Consider the following 16,057-nt stretch of genomic DNA (forward strand, 5'->3'; position numbering starts at 1 on the left):
AGATGGCAAAGACGGTAAAGCAGGTGCCGCCGGTTTCGTCGATGTTGTGGATAACCACAACGGCACCAAGACGATTACGACTGGTACGGATACCAACGGTGATGGCATCGTTTCTGACGATGAAAAGAGCAGCGTGACGGTTTCCGATGGAGCCCAAGGCGCTAAAGGCGACAAGGGAGATAAAGGCGCTAAAGGAGATACTGGAGCTGCCGGTCGCGATGGCCGTGACGGCGTAGATGGTAAAGCTGGTGCGGCTGGTTACGTCAATGTTGTTGATAACCACGATGGTACCAAGACAATTACAACTGGTACAGACACTAACGGTGATGGCATCGTTTCTGACGATGAGAAGAACAGTGTTACTGTTTCTGATGGTGCCAAAGGTGATACTGGTGCCAAAGGCGATAAGGGTGAAAAAGGAGACACCGGAGCTAAAGGTGACAAAGGCGATACCGGAGCTGCAGGTCGCGATGGTGTAGATGGCAAGGACGGTAAAGCCGGCGCCGCAGGCTTCGTTGATGTCAAGGATAACAACAATGGCACTAAGACGATCACCACAGGTACGGATACTAATGGCGATGGTGTGGTCTCAGAAGATGAAAAGAGCCATGTCACTGTTTCCGATGGAGCCCAAGGAGCTAAAGGAGATACCGGAGCCGCAGGTCGAGATGGCCGAGATGGCAAAGACGGTAAAGCAGGTGCCGCCGGTTTCGTCGATGTTGTGGATAACCACAACGGCACCAAGACGATTACGACTGGTACGGATACCAACGGTGATGGCATCGTTTCTGACGATGAAAAGAGCAGCGTGACGGTTTCCGATGGAGCCCAAGGTGCCAAAGGTGACAAGGGTGATAAAGGAGACACAGGCGTTGCAGGTCGCGATGGTGTAGACGGTAAAGCAGGTGCCGCCGGCTTCGTCAATGTTGTAGATAACAATAACGGCACCAAGACAATTACGACTGGCACCGATACTAACGGCGATGGTGTCGTTTCTGACGATGAGAAAAACAGCGTGACAGTTTCAGACGGAGCCCAAGGTGTTAAAGGTGACAAGGGTGATACCGGAGCTACAGGTCGTGACGGCGTAGACGGCAAAGCAGGCGCCGCGGGTTACGTCAATGTTGTCGATAACCACAATGGCACCAAGACAATCACCACAGGTACGGATATCGACGGTGACGGCATCATTTCTGACGATGAGAAGACCAGCGTAATTGTTTCCGATGGCGCCCAAGGTGCCAAGGGTGACAAGGGCGATACAGGTGCCGCCGGTCGTGATGGCGTAGATGGTAAAGCTGGTGCCGCCGGTTTCGTCGATGTCGTGGATAACCACAACGGCACCAAGACAATCACTACAGGTACGGATACTAATGGCGATGGTGTAGTCTCAGAAAATGAGAAGAGCCGTGTCACTGTTTCTGATGGCGCCCAAGGCGTTAAAGGCGATAAGGGTGAAAAAGGAGACACCGGTGCCCAAGGTGCCAAGGGTGATACCGGAGCTACAGGTCGTGACGGCGTAGACGGCAAGGACGGTAAAGCCGGCGCCGCAGGCTTTGTCAATGTCGTGGATAATCACGACGGTATTAAGACGATCACCACAGGAACCGATACTAACGGTGATGGCATCGTTTCTGACGACGAAAAGAGCAGCGTTACCGTTTCCGATGGTGCCCAAGGCGTTAAAGGCGATAAGGGTGACAAAGGAGACACCGGAGCCGCTGGTCGTGACGGTGTAGACGGCAGGGACGGTAAATCGGCTACTGCAACCGTTAAAGATAACGGAAATGGTACATATACTATTACGCTAATGAATGGCGATGGAACAACCTCATCAGTAACTGTAAGAGATGGTAAAGACGGTAAAGATGGTAAAGCACCAATCGTACAAGTTACCGATAATCATGATGGTAGCTATACGATTACAGTAACGAATGCAGATGGATCAACGTCAACAGTGACTGTTAGGGATGGAAAAGATGGTCGTGGCGGTATCTGTGGTTGTCCGCCGGTAATTCCTGGTCAACCTCTGCCTCCGCTCCCTCCAATTGTACCTAATGCCCCTACTCCTGATTCATCTGACGATCCGGGGACTCATGATACTGATCTTCCAAATTCAGTTTCTAGTGAGAGTAGAAAGACCAGCGTCGTTGTTAATGAAGTACCTGTACAGTTGGTGACGAAAAAGCATGATAGACAGTCAAAACGTTTACCAGAGACAGGTGATAAAAATCTAAGTTTTGCTAGTCTTGCAGGTAGCGCTCTTGTCCTTGTAGTCATGGTTGGGGTATTTGGAAAAAGACAAGATGGCGATATTTAATTAACGCAATACGGAAGTTAAATTTAGCTTCATTTAGGTCTAAGTTGATAAATAGTCCCATACAGTAAAAGCAACAGTTGATTGACTGTTGCTTTTTAGCTTAAAGTGATTTGAGTTTTGTGGTATCTGTATTGATGTAGCAAACATTGATCATTTCATCATCAACTAACCGAGAAAGATAGGTTATGCAATAGTGTTTATTCGCATAGAAGAGGAACATTTCAATGCCAAATTTAAGACTTTTCAATTATAGTTTATTCCTATCGCAATCAAGGGAAGCGATTTGAGTTACGAACTGAATTAATTGTAATCTGACTTATTTTTGAATAAGCCTATTAAATCTGACTATCCATAGCAGGCTGCCAGATACTTTGTTGTTAGAAAAATAAATGGCCAATTCAACCTAGTATTTTGAATGGATTAGGCTAGTTGAATTATTGTATCGGTATGGCTTTTATGATAAAATATGATGTTAGTGACTATCGAAAGGAAAAGAGATGGCAAATATTTTACGCAAGGTCATTGAAAATGACAGAGGCGAAATTAGAAAATTAGAAAAGATGGCCAAGAAGGTTGAATCTTATGCGGACGAAATGGAAGCATTGTCAGATTCAGAACTTCAAGGCAAAACTGAGGAATTTAAGAAGCGTTATCAAGAGGGAGAGACGCTGGATCAATTGCTGTTTGAGGCATTTGCGGTTGTTCGTGAAGGCGCTAAGCGGGTGCTTGGCCTCTTCCCTTACCGTGTGCAAATCATGGGGGGGATTGTTCTCCACAATGGTGATGTTTCAGAAATGCGGACTGGTGAAGGTAAAACGTTGACGGCAACTATGCCTGTTTACCTCAATGCCTTAGCAGGCGATGGGGTTCATGTTATTACCGTCAACGAATATCTTTCCGCTCGTGATGCCACTGAGATGGGAGAGCTTTACAGCTGGCTTGGTCTCTCGGTTGGGATTAACTTGTCTTCTAAGTCGCCAGCTGAAAAGCGGGAAGCTTATAACTGTGACATTACTTATTCAACCAACTCAGAAGTCGGATTTGATTATCTTCGTGATAACATGGTTGTCCGCAAGGAGGATATGGTACAGCGTCCGCTTAACTACGCTCTGGTTGATGAAGTTGACTCGGTTCTAATTGACGAAGCGCGGACACCTTTGATCGTATCAGGGCCTGTCAGTTCCGAAACTAGTGCTCTCTATACACGGGCTGATAAGTTTGTTAAGACGTTGGAATCTGTCGATTATGCTATTGATGTCCCTTCTAAGACCATTGGCCTTATGGACTCAGGAATTGATAAGGCTGAGGAATTCTTCAATTTAGAAAACCTTTACGATATTGATAATGTTGCCTTGACCCATTATATTGATAATGCTTTGCGGGCCAACTATATCATGACTCTTAATATGGACTATGTGGTTTCTGAAGGAGAAGTTCTCATTGTCGATCAGTTCACTGGTCGAACCATGGAAGGACGGCGTTTTTCTGACGGTCTCCACCAAGCCATTGAAGCTAAAGAAGGTGTGCCAATTCAAGATGAATCCAAGACGTCGGCTTCAATCACTTATCAAAATATGTTCCGGATGTATCGTAAGCTCTCAGGGATGACTGGTACTGGTAAAACTGAGGAAGAAGAGTTCCGTGAAATTTACAACATGCGGGTCATTCCGATTCCAACCAACCGACCTGTCCAGCGTATTGACCACCCAGACTTGCTTTTTGCAACTACAGATGCTAAGTTTAGGGCGGTTATTGAAGATATTAAGGAACGTCATGAAAAAGGACAGCCTGTTTTGGTCGGTACCGTAGCAGTTGAGACTTCTGATTTAATCTCTAAGAAGTTGCAAAAGGCTGGTATTCCGCATGAGGTCCTAAATGCCAAGAACCACGAAAAAGAAGCGCAAATTATTATGAATGCGGGGCAACGCGGCGCTGTTACCATTGCAACCAATATGGCTGGTCGGGGTACAGACATTAAGCTTGGTAAGGGTGTTGTAGAGTTAGGCGGCCTTTGCGTTATTGGTACAGAACGCCATGAAAGCCGCCGGATCGATAACCAGCTGCGCGGTCGTTCAGGTCGTCAAGGAGACAAGGGAGAATCTCAATTTTATCTATCCTTCGAAGATGACCTGATGAAACGTTTCGGGTCTGAGCGAGTTAAGTTCTTCTTGGAGAGAGTCTCGCCAGAGGATGAAGATGTGGTGATAAAATCGCGCCTTCTGACCAGTCAGGTGGAGTCTGCTCAAAAACGCGTTGAAGGAAATAACTACGATATTCGGAAACAAGTCCTCCAATACGATGATGTCATGCGGGAACAGCGTGAAATCATCTATGCCGAGCGTTATGATGTTATTACGGCTGAACGCGATCTTGGCCCAGAAATTAAAGCGATGATTCGGCGGACCATTGACCGTACCATAGATGGTCATAGTCGCAATAGTAATGTTGACGAAGCCTTGGAAGCTATTCTTAATTTTGCTCACAATAATCTCCTGCCTGAAGATTCTATCAGTATGGATGACTTAGATGAGTGGTCTTATGAAGAAATGAAGGATGAACTCTACGACCGCGCTATGGACGTTTACGATTCGCAGATCGCTAAGCTGCCGGATCAAGAGTCTGTTATCGAGTTTCAAAAGGTGCTGATTTTACGAGTTGTGGATAACAAATGGACCGACCATATCGATGCTCTTGATCAATTGCGTAATTCCGTTGGTCTGCGTGGGTATGCCCAGAATAACCCTATCGTTGAATACCAATCTGAAAGTTTCCGCATGTTCAATGATATGATTGGAGCCATTGAGTTTGATGTGACTCGTCTGATGATGAAGGCACAAATTCATCAGCAAGAACGGGAAAAAACAACAGCTCAGGCTCATACAACTGCAGCGGCTAATATTGCAGCTCAAAGGTCTGGTCAAGTAGTAGCAGATCAAGACCTTGACTTCACCGATGTCAAGCGCAATGATCCTTGTCCGTGCGGTTCTGGTAAGAAGTTCAAAAATTGCCACGGCCGTCGTCGGGTTAGTTAGGCAGGCAGATTGTTGAGCCGTTTAAAGTCAGCAGAACTTAGAAACTGTATTCACAAGTTTAAATTCTTAGCGTCAGCTGGGAAAAGCGACCATAAGGTCGCTCAAAACAGACAGTTGCCGCCGTGGTAAAAAGACGATTGTCCTATTTAAGTCAATCGTCGAGGGGATTTTCAAGACTCTGGCTTGAAAATGAGCAATGGAACTCCGTTAGGAGGTCGCTTGCGTCCCTACCACATAAGGCTAACTGTCAAAAAATGTGAATACAAGTTCTTAATGCTGGTATAGAGTTGCATAACTGTCTAAAATCAGATTGAAATAAGACTAGAAAGTGATATAATGTATTTTATATCACTTTTACTTTTACAAATTCAAAATGTTACTGGGTTGTAAGGGCAATTTCCTCCCAAGTTTTTGGAGTTACCCTAGCAAATCTAGTCTTCAAAATAAGTCTCTTCGGAGTTTTATTTTATATTAAAAGGGAGGCAAGTATGGCATTTATTCCAGAAAGTGACAAAATTGATGTTGAGAAGGTTCGGCAGATTTCTAAATTAACCGGCCAAGCCTTATCACGTAAGGAAGCACGTGATAAAGAGCTAGAGGCGATTATCAAGGGAGAGGACGACCGTCTGCTCTTGGTTATAGGTCCTTGCTCATCAGACAATGAAGATGCTGTCTTAGATTATGCCCATCGTTTGGCTGATTTACAAGAAAAGGTCAAAGAACGCGTCTTTATGGTGATGCGGGTTTACACCGCTAAACCGCGGACCAATGGTGATGGGTACAAGGGTTTGGTTCACCAGCCAGATGCTCAAGGTCAGCCCAATCTGATTAATGGTATCAAAGCTGTTCGTAATCTCCATTATCGGGTGATTACCGAAACTGGATTGACCACGGCAGATGAAATGCTTTATCCAGAAAACCTCTCTTTAGTTGATGATTTGGTATCTTATATTGCTATTGGAGCTCGTTCGGTTGAAGATCAACAACACCGTTTTGTAGCTTCGGGTATTGATGTCCCAACTGGCATGAAGAATCCAACTTCAGGTAACCTCAATGTTATGTTCAATGGCATGTATGCTGCCCAATCTCCGCAGAACTTCCTCTATAACGGTCAGGAAGTCAAAACAACAGGAAACCCTCTAGCTCACGCTATTTTGCGGGGGGCTCTCAATGAGTATGGTAAGAATGTGCCAAACTACTATTATGATGATCTTCTGGCGACCATCGATCAGTATGAAGAGATGGGCTTGGAAAATCCATTTATCGTTATTGATACTAACCACGATAACTCTGGAAAGCAGTATCTGGAACAGGTGCGGATCGTCCGGCAAACCCTGATTAACCGTGACTGGAGTGATAAAATTAACAAATTTGTTCGTGGCTTTATGATTGAGTCTTATTTAGAAGACGGCCGTCAAAACCAACCAGATGTCTATGGTAAGTCTATCACTGACCCTTGCTTGGGTTGGGATAAAACTGCTGAACTCATCCACGAAATATACGAAACACTAGGAAAATAATATGGGAATTCATCAAAAGAGCCAAAAAATTAACGTTGCTCAAGTTAAACAACTGTCAAAACTTGAAGGAGAGGCACTGGCTAAAAAAGAAGCTAGAGATAAAGAACTAGATGCTATCATTAAAGGAGAGGACGATCGCCTGCTCTTGGTTATCGGACCTTGTTCATCCGATAATGAAGATGCTGTTTTAGAATATGCTCACCGCCTATCTGCCTTGCAGGAAGAAGTTAAAGACCGTGTTTTTATGGTTATGCGGGTCTATACAGCTAAGCCACGGACTAATGGTGATGGCTACAAGGGCCTGATTCACCAACCGGATACTTCAAAATTACCCGATCTCATCAATGGGATTGCAGCAGTCCGAAATCTGCACTATCGTGTGATTACCGAAACTGGTTTGACCACAGCAGATGAAATGCTCTATCCCTCAAATCTACCCTTAGTTGATGACTTGGTTTCCTACCATGCGATTGGGGCGCGTTCAGTTGAAGATCAGGAACATCGTTTTGTGGCTTCGGGGATTGATGTCCCAACTGGTATGAAAAATCCAACTTCCGGCAATCTTAATATTATGTTTAATGCTATCTATGCAGCTCAGAACAAGCAGAACTTTATCTATCATGATGCTGAAGTTGACACTGATGGAAATCCACTGGCTCATGCCATTCTGCGTGGAGCAACGAATGAACATGGTGAAAATGAGCCTAATTTTTACTATGATATTTTAGTCAAGGCCATTGAACGTTACGAGCAGATGGGATTAGCTTATCCCTTCATCCTGATCGACACTAATCATGATAATTCTGGCAAGAACTATCTGGATCAAATTCGAATTGTTCGGCAAACCTTGATTAATCGTGATTGGAATAAGCAGATTAACAAGTATGTGCGTGGCTTTATGATTGAATCTTATTTAGAAGATGGCCGTCAGGACAAGCCAGAAGTCTTTGGTAAATCTATTACGGATCCATGTCTGGGTTGGGATAAGACCGAAAAATTGATTCGAGAAATCTACCAAACCTTAGGTAAGGATTCCTTTGAAGACTTTTTAAATAACTAATGGTCGGGAGCTGGGAAAATCTCAGCTCCTTTACCGTGAGATTAAGGTGGAAGTCAGTGGCTAATCTCTTTTTAAAAATCACGCTTTTTAAGCTGAACGAGGGATTATTTTACTGAAACATACTGCAATAAGAAAGAGTCAGCCCGGGTTTCTAGGCTGGGATGAATTTTATGTGAAGGATAAAAGATGATTATTGGACACGGTATTGATTTGCAGGAGATTTCGCGGGTTGAAGGAGCTTATGTCCGCAATCCTGCTTTTGCTCAAAAAGTTCTGACCGATTTAGAGTTTCAGCGTTTTGACTCTCTCGAAGGTCGAAGAAAAATGGAATATCTGGCAGGACGCTGGTCAGCCAAGGAAGCTTTTGCCAAGGCCTGGGGGACTGGAATCGGTAAATTACGTTTTCATGATATTGAGGTGGCAACTAATGAAAAAGGAGCTCCTATTATTACCAGCAAGGTCTTCTCAGGTAATGCTTTTGTCTCTATTTCTCATAGCGGTGGTTTTGTTCAAGCCAGTGTGATTTTGGAAGTGGATTAGCGGAAGTTAGAATTTTTTTACTGTCTTTGAAATAAAATCAAAAAAGAGGTTCTGATATGATTTCAAGTTTACACCGACCAACTCTGGCTAAGGTTGATTTGTCAGCTATTTCAAATAATATTAAACAGGTTCAGGATCGTATTCCTCAAGCAGTTAAAACCTTTGCTGTTGTTAAGGCCAATGCCTATGGACATGGAGCTGTTGCTGTTGCCAGCCATATTCAAAGGTTGGTAGATGGTTTCTGTGTTTCTAATATTGATGAAGGGATTGAGTTGCGTCAGGCTGGAATAAGAAAGCCTATTCTCATCTTAGGTGTGGTTCTGCCAGATGAAGTTGCCCTAGCTCGAGATTATCGCCTGACTCTGACAGTAGCCAGTTTAGAATGGTTAGAAGCAGCTCAGCAGAAGCAGCTTGATTTAGAAGGAATTTTGATTCATGTTGCTGTAGATTCAGGTATGGGGCGAATTGGGGTTCGCAGTCTGGCTGAGGCTAACGACTTGATTTCAGGACTATTGAAGGCTGGCAGTCAGGTCAGAGGGATTTTTACCCATTTTGCTACAGCTGATGAAGCTGATGATCATAAGTTCCAAGAACAACTGGCTTTTTTCAAGGAGTTAGTAGCAGGCTTAGATTATTGCCCAGAAATTGTTCACGCGAGTAATTCGGCAACGAGTCTTTGGCACAGGGAGGGCATTTTTACCGCTGTTCGCTTAGGCTTGGTTATTTATGGTCTCAATCCTAGCGGTTGTGAGTTGACTTTACCCTATACAATAAAACCTGCTCTGACCTTGGAGTCTGCCTTAGTTCATGTGAAAAAAGTTCCGGTTGGCACAGATATAGGTTACGGGGCCACTTATACTAGTTCTGAGGAAGAATGGATCGGTACCCTGCCTCTTGGCTATGCGGATGGCTGGACCCGGGATATGCAAGGATTTGATGTTTTGATTGATGGGCAGAGATGCCCCATTGTCGGACGTGTGTCTATGGATCAGATTACAGTCAAATTGCCTCAAAGTTATCCTTTGGGGACAAAAGTGACTCTAATTGGTACAAGCGTTGATCAAACCATTTCAGCCACCGATGTGGCTCAAAAGCGGGGAACGATTAACTATGAAGTACTCTGCCTACTTAGTGATCGTGTACCGAGAGAATATGAATAAAAAGTAATCAAACAGCCCTCACTTAGCAACCGTTGTTGTTTCAGTGGGGGCTATTTCTATTATTTAAGGGGGGATTAAGCCTATTTTTCAGCTAGTCTCGTTAGCTTTTATCCTTATCCGTAAGAATTGCATATAGCAAAAGGGAGAGGCCAAGGAGGTTAATCACTTGCGCTAATAATCCCAGATGTCTAAATAAATTTGTGATTCCTAAAACTACTAAAATCAGTAAGGATGCTAATTTTTGTTTTCGCATATCCTGCTGGCCTCCTGATATGGTGAAAATGCAAGAGATGAACTTGATAAGAATTTAGAAAAATTTTCTTCAAATATATTAGGCAGGAATATAGTAGCATAAAATGTCAGTGATAATATATACTTGTCGTGAAACGGTCAAAATATGTCGTGAACGGGATATTATTATAAAAATCTGATAATTTAATTTTGGCAATCATAGGAATCGGCTATAGTAGCTGAGTATCCTTCCAGTCGGACGGTATGTTATAATAAACTCATGTTATGTGACCAACCAATTGCGGTACTCAAGGGATTTGGGCCCAAGTCCGCTGAAAAATTTACCAAGTTAGGCCTTTATACAGTGGAGGATCTCCTACTTTACTATCCTTTTCGCTATGAGGATTTTAAGGCTAGGTCTGTCGCCGAACTGATCGATGGGGAAAAGGCTGTTGTTACAGGAACTGTTGTGACACCTGCCAATGTTCAATATTATGGTTTTAAGCGCAATCGTCTATCCTTTAAGCTCAAGCAGGGTGATGCTGTGATTGCAGTCAGTTTTTTCAACCAACCTTATCTAGCCGATAAAATTGAGCTGGGGCAAGAAGTTGCTATTTTTGGCAAGTGGGATGCTCGCAAATCAGCTGTGACAGGTATGAAGGTCCTAGCTCAGGTCCAAGATGATATACAGCCAGTCTACCATGTAGCCCAAGGAATTTCGCAAAATGCCTTAGTCAAGGCCATCAAGGCAGCCTTTGATAGCGGAGCTTTGGAAGAACTTGAAGAGAATCTGCCTCAGGACCTGCTAGCAAGGTATCGTCTTTTAGATCGTCAGACAGCAACTAGGGCTATGCATTTTCCAAAAGACCTAGCTGAATACAAGCAGGCCTTGCGACGAATTAAATTTGAAGAACTCTTTTATTTTCAGCTCAATTTGCAGGTTCTTAAATCGCAAAACAGGGCGGCAAGCAACGGACTAGCTATCCCTTACGACGAGCAGGCCCTCAAAAAAGAGATTGACCAGCTCCCCTTTAGTTTGACTCAGGCCCAGAAGCGGAGTTTGGAAGAAATTTTAGCGGACATGAAATCAGGTGCTCACATGAATCGGCTTTTGCAAGGTGATGTGGGCTCTGGCAAGACAGTCATCGCCAGTCTGGCTATGTATGCAGCCTATACAGCAGGCTTTCAATCAGCCCTGATGGTACCGACAGAAATCTTGGCCCAACAGCATTTTGAGAGCCTGATTAAGCTCTTTCCTGATCTTAACATTGCTCTCTTGACTGCTGGCATGAAATCAGCGGTTAAAAAGGCAGCTCTGACTGGGATTGCAGACGGTTCGGTGGATATGATTGTTGGAACTCATTCCTTAATCCAAGACGGGGTTTCCTACCACAAGTTGGGGTTGGTCATTACCGATGAGCAGCACCGTTTTGGCGTTAATCAGCGCCGAATTTTCCGTGAAAAGGGGAATAATCCTGATGTTCTCATGATGACAGCTACTCCTATCCCTAGAACTTTGGCCATTACGGCTTTTGGCGAAATGGATGTCTCTGTTATTGACCAGATGCCAGCTGGGCGTAAGCCCATTATTACCCGCTGGGTTAAACATGAGCAATTAGAAACAGTCCTAACTTGGTTGCAGGGAGAAGTAGGCAAAGGAGCTCAAGCCTATGTTATTTCCCCCTTGATTGAAGAATCCGAGAGTCTGGATTTGAAAAATGCTCTTGATTTGCACCAAGAGCTGGTTGATTTCTTCGGAGCCCAAACTCAGATATCCCTCATGCACGGTCGCATGAAAAATGATGAAAAAGATCAGATTATGCAGGACTTCAATGATGGAAAGCTGCAAGTTCTGGTTTCAACGACTGTGATCGAAGTCGGAGTCAATGTTCCCAATGCCACAGTCATGATTATTATGGATGCCGACCGCTTTGGTCTCAGCCAACTCCACCAACTGCGAGGCCGAGTCGGTCGGGGTGATAAGCAGTCCTACTGTGTTCTGGTAGCCAATCCTAAAAATGAGGTTGGTAAACGGCGGATGCAAGCCATGTGTGAGACTACTGATGGTTTTGTTCTGGCTGAGGAAGATCTGAAAATGCGGGGGTCTGGTGAAATCTTTGGTACCCGTCAGTCGGGAATTCCGGAGTTTCAAGTGGCAGATATTGTCGAAGACTATAATATCTTAGAGGAAGCCAGAAAAGTTGCCAGTCAAATTGTTACTCAGAAGGATTGGCAGGCTGATCCCCGTTGGTCTATGCTCTCAGCCAATTTAAAAGAACAAGGAAATTTTGATTAGAAAACAATAAAAAATTCAGAAAAGAAATTTTTCCTTTCTGAATGGTTAAGTGGTTTAGGCTAAAACTTCCTTGATGACCTTAGCAGCATTTAAAACTCTAGCAATACCACAATAGTTGATGTCTTGAATCAAAATCTCAACGATTTCTTCTTTGGTCACACCAGCAGATAAGGCAGCATAAGTGTGCATCCGTAGCTGTTCTTCACAGCCTCCCATAGCCAGCAAGGTAGATATGGCTATAAGTTCCCGTGTTCTTAGGGATAATCCTTCTCTTTTGTAAACATCCCCAAACATTTCAATGACCATTCTAGAAAGGTCAGGCGAAATTTGGTCTAAATTTTCTTTGGTGGCCTGTCCTAACTCCCCGTCAATTTCAGCGAATTTTTCTAAACCAATGTCAAAGCGCGATTGTGTCATAAGATTTCTCTTTTCATTTTTTATTTCACAAATTCATGTGATATACTGATTGTAAAACTTAAAGGGAGGTTTAAGTCAAGGGAAAAATGAAAATTAGTGAATTTGCTAAAAAAACGGGGATTAAAGAGAGTACATTAAGGTATTATGAAAAGCAAGGTTTCCTGCAGGTCCAACGTCATAATGGTATTCGTGAGTTTTCGGAAAAGGATTTAGAATTTGCTGAGTTCATTAAACGCTTAAAGGCCATGGGAATGCCCTTATCCCAAATCAAACGCTATGCCGATTTGCGATATCAGGGTGAGGAAACTGTTAAAGAGCGTTTTGACATTTTACAAGAACACCAACTTTTTCTGGAATCTAAGATAGCCGATTATCAATTGTTTATGGAAAATTTGAAGGATAAAATGGCTATTTACCGAGATATGATGAAATGAAGAGAGTGGGACAAACAGCCATGATGGCTTCGCTCTCACCCACAAAACATTGTAATCTTTGAAGATTACGTATAAGAAACCAATTTTTTATATAAATTGACTTCGTCGTCCCATCTCCGCACAGCTGACTAGGATGGCCGCTAACAATTGCAGAGTAGTTAAACAGTCCAGTGGACTGTTTAAGGGGGTGCCTGAAAATGGGACTGCACCCCAAGATAAGGACCTCCAATCAGCAGTGGTTCATTGGTGCTGACTAAAGTACTTAATGAACTGTGCAGGGGTAAGACTTCTTGGTATAGCCAACAGGTCTTACTTTCAACCACTGCGTTAAACTGTTATTACTGCAAAAAAATAGAAGGCTGGAATACTTTTTTCCAGCCTTCTATTTCGAAATAGCTCTCTTAACGTAGTGGGGATTCGTGATGGTAGACTGGATGCTTTAAGCATTAATCAGTATCAGCGAGAATACAGTATTATACCTATAGGTTAAACAGTCTGGCGAATTAAGTTGGTCACCGAGTGCGGCTACTGGTCTTGTTCTTCCTCCATTGTTATCCCTCAATATATTCTTTTAATGCTTTTCCTTTTAACCCAGCACTGAGAGCGATAAGAAGCTTGAGTCTGGCCTTTTGACTATTGAGTTCCTTGACAAACATAACCCCAGATTCCTGCAATTTAGCGCCCCCACCAGGATAGGCGTAGACGGGCTCGGCAATGCCATTGAAGCAGCGAGAGACAAGCACAACTGGCACGTTTTGACTCATCAGCCATTCCAACTCACTCGCTGCTTCGGGTGGTAGGTTTCCAGCACCTAAGGCCTCGATAACTACCCCATCAATTTTCTGCGGATCTAAAAGACTGATAATCCCCTCGCCCACTCCCATGCCAGCATAAGCCTTGATGATGGGCACCGTTCCGGTGATGGTATCTAAGTCAAAACGGACCCTAGGTTCTGCCGTTTTAAAAAAGAGAATGTCATGTTTCATAATAATGCCAAGGGGACCGTGGGTTGGGGTATTAAAGGTAGCCACATTGGTGGTGTGGGTCTTGGTCACATACTTGGCTGCATGAATTTCATCGTTCATGACTACCAGAACTCCCTTGTCTGTCGCCTTATTGTGACTGGCTACTCGAATGGCTGACAGGTAATTATAGACGCCATCACTTCCCAGTTCATTGGATGACCGCATGGCTCCTGTCAAAACAATGGGAATCTCTGGGATTGCCATGGTATCCAAAAAATAGGCTGTTTCTTCTAAAGTGTCAGTCCCATGAGTGATGACCACTCCATCAAACTGATCGGCGCATTCCCTAATCTTATGGTAAAGGGCCAGCATGTGGTAAGGAGTCATGTGGGGGCTGGGAATATTAAGAAAATCAAGAACGGTTAACTCAATGTTGGACAAGTCTAGCCCAATATGGTTCATAGGGTTATCCTTGCTGGAGTTAACTTGACCAGCATCGTCTGCCTGCATGGAAATAGTACCGCCAGTATGGAGAACAAGGATTTTTTTCATCGTACTTTTTTCTTTCTGAAATTGTGTTATAATTTATTCTATCATAAAAGACTGGAAAGGAGCCGGCGTTTTGGCAATTAAGGCAGTATTTTTTGACATTGATGGCACGCTTTTGAACGACCGTAAAAACGTTTCGCGGACGACCCAGCAAGCTATTGCTGAGCTGAAAAATCAAGGCATCTTTGTCGGCCTAGCTACTGGTCGCGGTCCGGCTTTCGTCGCTCCTTTCATGGAAAATCTGGGGTTGGATTTTGCGGTCACCTATAACGGTCAGTACATCGTCAGTCGCGATCGGGTTATCTACCAGAATCAATTACCCAAATCAACTGTTTACCGCTTGATAAAATATGCTCAAGAACGCCGAAGAGAGGTTTCTCTAGGGACATCGGTCGGCCTCTTAGGTTCTAATATCATCAATATGGGAACTTCCCGCTTTGGTCAAGTGGCCAGTCGGCTGGTCCCCAAACGTCTGGCCAAGTTTGTTGAGCGGTCCTTTAAAAACATTATTCGTCGTGTCAAACCTCAGAACTTAGAGGCCCTAAAAACTATTATGCGAGAGCCTGTCTATCAGGTCGTCATGGTGGCAACTGAAGGCGAGACCAGTAAGATTCAGGAAAAATTTCCTCATATTAAAATCACTCGTTCCAGTCCTTACTCAGCTGACTTGATTTCAGAAGGTCAGTCCAAAATTAAGGGAATTGAACGCTTGGGTCAGATTTTTGATTTCGAGCTATCTGAAGTCATGACCTTTGGCGATTCGGAAAATGATATTGAGATGCTGCTGGGTTCTGGTATTGGTATTGCCATGGGGAATGGGACTGAGGCGCTCAAGCAGACGGCTCACTATATCACTGACTCCAACAATCAAAATGGTATTGCCAAGGCTCTGTCCCATTATGGTCTCATCCATCTGGGAAGTGAAAATGACTTTCTGTCAGCTGATGATAATTTCAATAAAGTGCGTGATTTTCACCGGCTTATGGATGGGGCAACTAACAATACTCCTCGAGTTTATGGTCTTGAAGAAGCAAGCCATCGGGCTGACTTTAAATTGGAGGAAATTGTTGAATTCATTTATGCAACCTGTCAGACCTCAGATGACTTTGAGCAGGCCCTAGCTAACTTGCATACTGCTTTAGATAAGGCAGCGACCAAGGTGCAAGCCAAGAAGCATCCAGAAAGTCCGCTGGTTGGGCAAGTTGATGCTTTGATTGATTTGCTCTATCTAACCTATGGCTCCTTCGTCCTGATGGGCGTTGATCCTAGTGGTGTTTTTGATATTGTTCATGCGGCTAATATGGGGAAGACCTTCCCGGACGGCAAAGCCCATTTTGACCCAGTGACTCATAAAATTTTAAAACCAGATGATTGGGAAAAGCGTTTTGCTCCAGAACCTGCCATTAAGCGAGAAGTTGATCGCCAGCTGCATAAAGCTCTGCGGCGAAAAGCCAGCGAGACTAGCAGTCTAAATGATTAGCTTTACTTTCCTAACTGAAAATAGCCGAAGCTATCAGAAAAATCCTTGCTCAA

12 protein-coding genes are annotated in these 16,057 nt (G+C 43.9%); 9 read left to right on the top strand and 3 right to left on the bottom strand.

What is annotated here, in order from left to right; translation table 11 throughout:
- The 6 genes from G7Y32_RS00005 to alr form a co-directional block, all read left to right on the top strand.
- The coding region (locus G7Y32_RS00005) for a collagen-flanked surface repeat-containing protein (protein WP_165208878.1) at window positions 1-2,320 on the top strand (2,320 nt) is incomplete at its 5' end.
- 497 nt (window positions 2,321-2,817) lie between these two features.
- Complete coding sequence (secA, locus tag G7Y32_RS00010) at window positions 2,818-5,352, top strand: preprotein translocase subunit SecA (protein ID WP_165208882.1); 2,535 nt, start codon at window positions 2,818-2,820, stop codon at window positions 5,350-5,352.
- A 488-nt stretch (window positions 5,353-5,840) separates the two neighbouring features.
- Window positions 5,841-6,872, top strand: a complete 1,032-nt coding sequence (locus tag G7Y32_RS00015) for a 3-deoxy-7-phosphoheptulonate synthase (RefSeq protein WP_165208886.1) — start codon at window positions 5,841-5,843, stop codon at window positions 6,870-6,872.
- Between the two features lies 1 nt (window position 6,873).
- A complete protein-coding gene (locus G7Y32_RS00020) occupies window positions 6,874-7,932 on the top strand; it encodes a 3-deoxy-7-phosphoheptulonate synthase (protein WP_165208891.1) in 1,059 nt (352 codons plus the stop codon).
- Between the two features lie 186 nt (window positions 7,933-8,118).
- On the top strand, window positions 8,119-8,472 hold the full coding sequence (acpS, locus tag G7Y32_RS00025) for a holo-ACP synthase (RefSeq protein WP_165208895.1): 354 nt from the start codon (window positions 8,119-8,121) through the stop codon (window positions 8,470-8,472).
- 56 nt (window positions 8,473-8,528) lie between these two features.
- On the top strand, window positions 8,529-9,632 hold the full coding sequence (gene alr / locus G7Y32_RS00030) for an alanine racemase (protein WP_165208898.1): 1,104 nt from the start codon (window positions 8,529-8,531) through the stop codon (window positions 9,630-9,632).
- Between the two features lie 100 nt (window positions 9,633-9,732).
- Here the strand turns inward: alr and G7Y32_RS00035 are convergent, their stop codons facing one another.
- A complete protein-coding gene (locus G7Y32_RS00035) occupies window positions 9,733-9,885 on the bottom strand; it encodes a hypothetical protein (RefSeq protein WP_165208902.1) in 153 nt (50 codons plus the stop codon).
- 258 nt (window positions 9,886-10,143) lie between these two features.
- On the opposite strand from G7Y32_RS00035, the gene recG reads away from it, so the two are divergent.
- On the top strand, window positions 10,144-12,159 hold the full coding sequence (recG, locus tag G7Y32_RS00040) for an ATP-dependent DNA helicase RecG (RefSeq protein ID WP_165208905.1): 2,016 nt from the start codon (window positions 10,144-10,146) through the stop codon (window positions 12,157-12,159).
- 54 nt (window positions 12,160-12,213) lie between these two features.
- Here the strand turns inward: recG and G7Y32_RS00045 are convergent, their stop codons facing one another.
- The gene (locus G7Y32_RS00045; RefSeq protein WP_165208909.1) at window positions 12,214-12,576 is read right to left on the bottom strand and encodes a carboxymuconolactone decarboxylase family protein; all 363 of its coding nucleotides are present in this window, start codon (window positions 12,574-12,576) and stop codon (window positions 12,214-12,216) included.
- Between the two features lie 86 nt (window positions 12,577-12,662).
- On the opposite strand from G7Y32_RS00045, the gene G7Y32_RS00050 reads away from it, so the two are divergent.
- Window positions 12,663-13,010: a MerR family transcriptional regulator gene (locus G7Y32_RS00050; protein WP_165208913.1), complete on the top strand. Its 348-nt coding sequence runs from the start codon at window positions 12,663-12,665 to the stop codon at window positions 13,008-13,010.
- 551 nt (window positions 13,011-13,561) lie between these two features.
- Here G7Y32_RS00050 and G7Y32_RS00055 read toward each other — a convergent pair.
- Window positions 13,562-14,527: an asparaginase gene (locus G7Y32_RS00055; RefSeq protein ID WP_165208916.1), complete on the bottom strand. Its 966-nt coding sequence runs from the start codon at window positions 14,525-14,527 to the stop codon at window positions 13,562-13,564.
- A gap of 70 nt (window positions 14,528-14,597) precedes the next feature.
- On the opposite strand from G7Y32_RS00055, the gene G7Y32_RS00060 reads away from it, so the two are divergent.
- On the top strand, window positions 14,598-16,004 hold the full coding sequence (locus G7Y32_RS00060) for a Cof-type HAD-IIB family hydrolase (RefSeq protein ID WP_165208919.1): 1,407 nt from the start codon (window positions 14,598-14,600) through the stop codon (window positions 16,002-16,004).
- The last annotated feature ends 53 nt before the right edge of the window (window positions 16,005-16,057 follow it).

Origin of the sequence: Streptococcus tangpeifui (assembly GCF_011038795.1) — a bacterium.
Taxonomy (GTDB): domain Bacteria; phylum Bacillota; class Bacilli; order Lactobacillales; family Streptococcaceae; genus Streptococcus; species Streptococcus tangpeifui.

Coding starts and splice junctions, on each gene's coding strand:
- G7Y32_RS00055 (WP_165208916.1), bottom strand. CDS start 14,527: ATGAAAAAAATCCTTGTTCTCCATACTGGCGGTACTATTTCCATGCAG.
- recG (WP_165208905.1), top strand. CDS start 10,144: ATGTTATGTGACCAACCAATTGCGGTACTCAAGGGATTTGGGCCCAAG.
- G7Y32_RS00015 (WP_165208886.1), top strand. CDS start 5,841: ATGGCATTTATTCCAGAAAGTGACAAAATTGATGTTGAGAAGGTTCGG.
- alr (WP_165208898.1), top strand. CDS start 8,529: ATGATTTCAAGTTTACACCGACCAACTCTGGCTAAGGTTGATTTGTCA.
- G7Y32_RS00045 (WP_165208909.1), bottom strand. CDS start 12,576: ATGACACAATCGCGCTTTGACATTGGTTTAGAAAAATTCGCTGAAATT.
- secA (WP_165208882.1), top strand. CDS start 2,818: ATGGCAAATATTTTACGCAAGGTCATTGAAAATGACAGAGGCGAAATT.
- G7Y32_RS00035 (WP_165208902.1), bottom strand. CDS start 9,885: ATGCGAAAACAAAAATTAGCATCCTTACTGATTTTAGTAGTTTTAGGA.
- G7Y32_RS00050 (WP_165208913.1), top strand. CDS start 12,663: ATGAAAATTAGTGAATTTGCTAAAAAAACGGGGATTAAAGAGAGTACA.
- acpS (WP_165208895.1), top strand. CDS start 8,119: ATGATTATTGGACACGGTATTGATTTGCAGGAGATTTCGCGGGTTGAA.
- G7Y32_RS00020 (WP_165208891.1), top strand. CDS start 6,874: ATGGGAATTCATCAAAAGAGCCAAAAAATTAACGTTGCTCAAGTTAAA.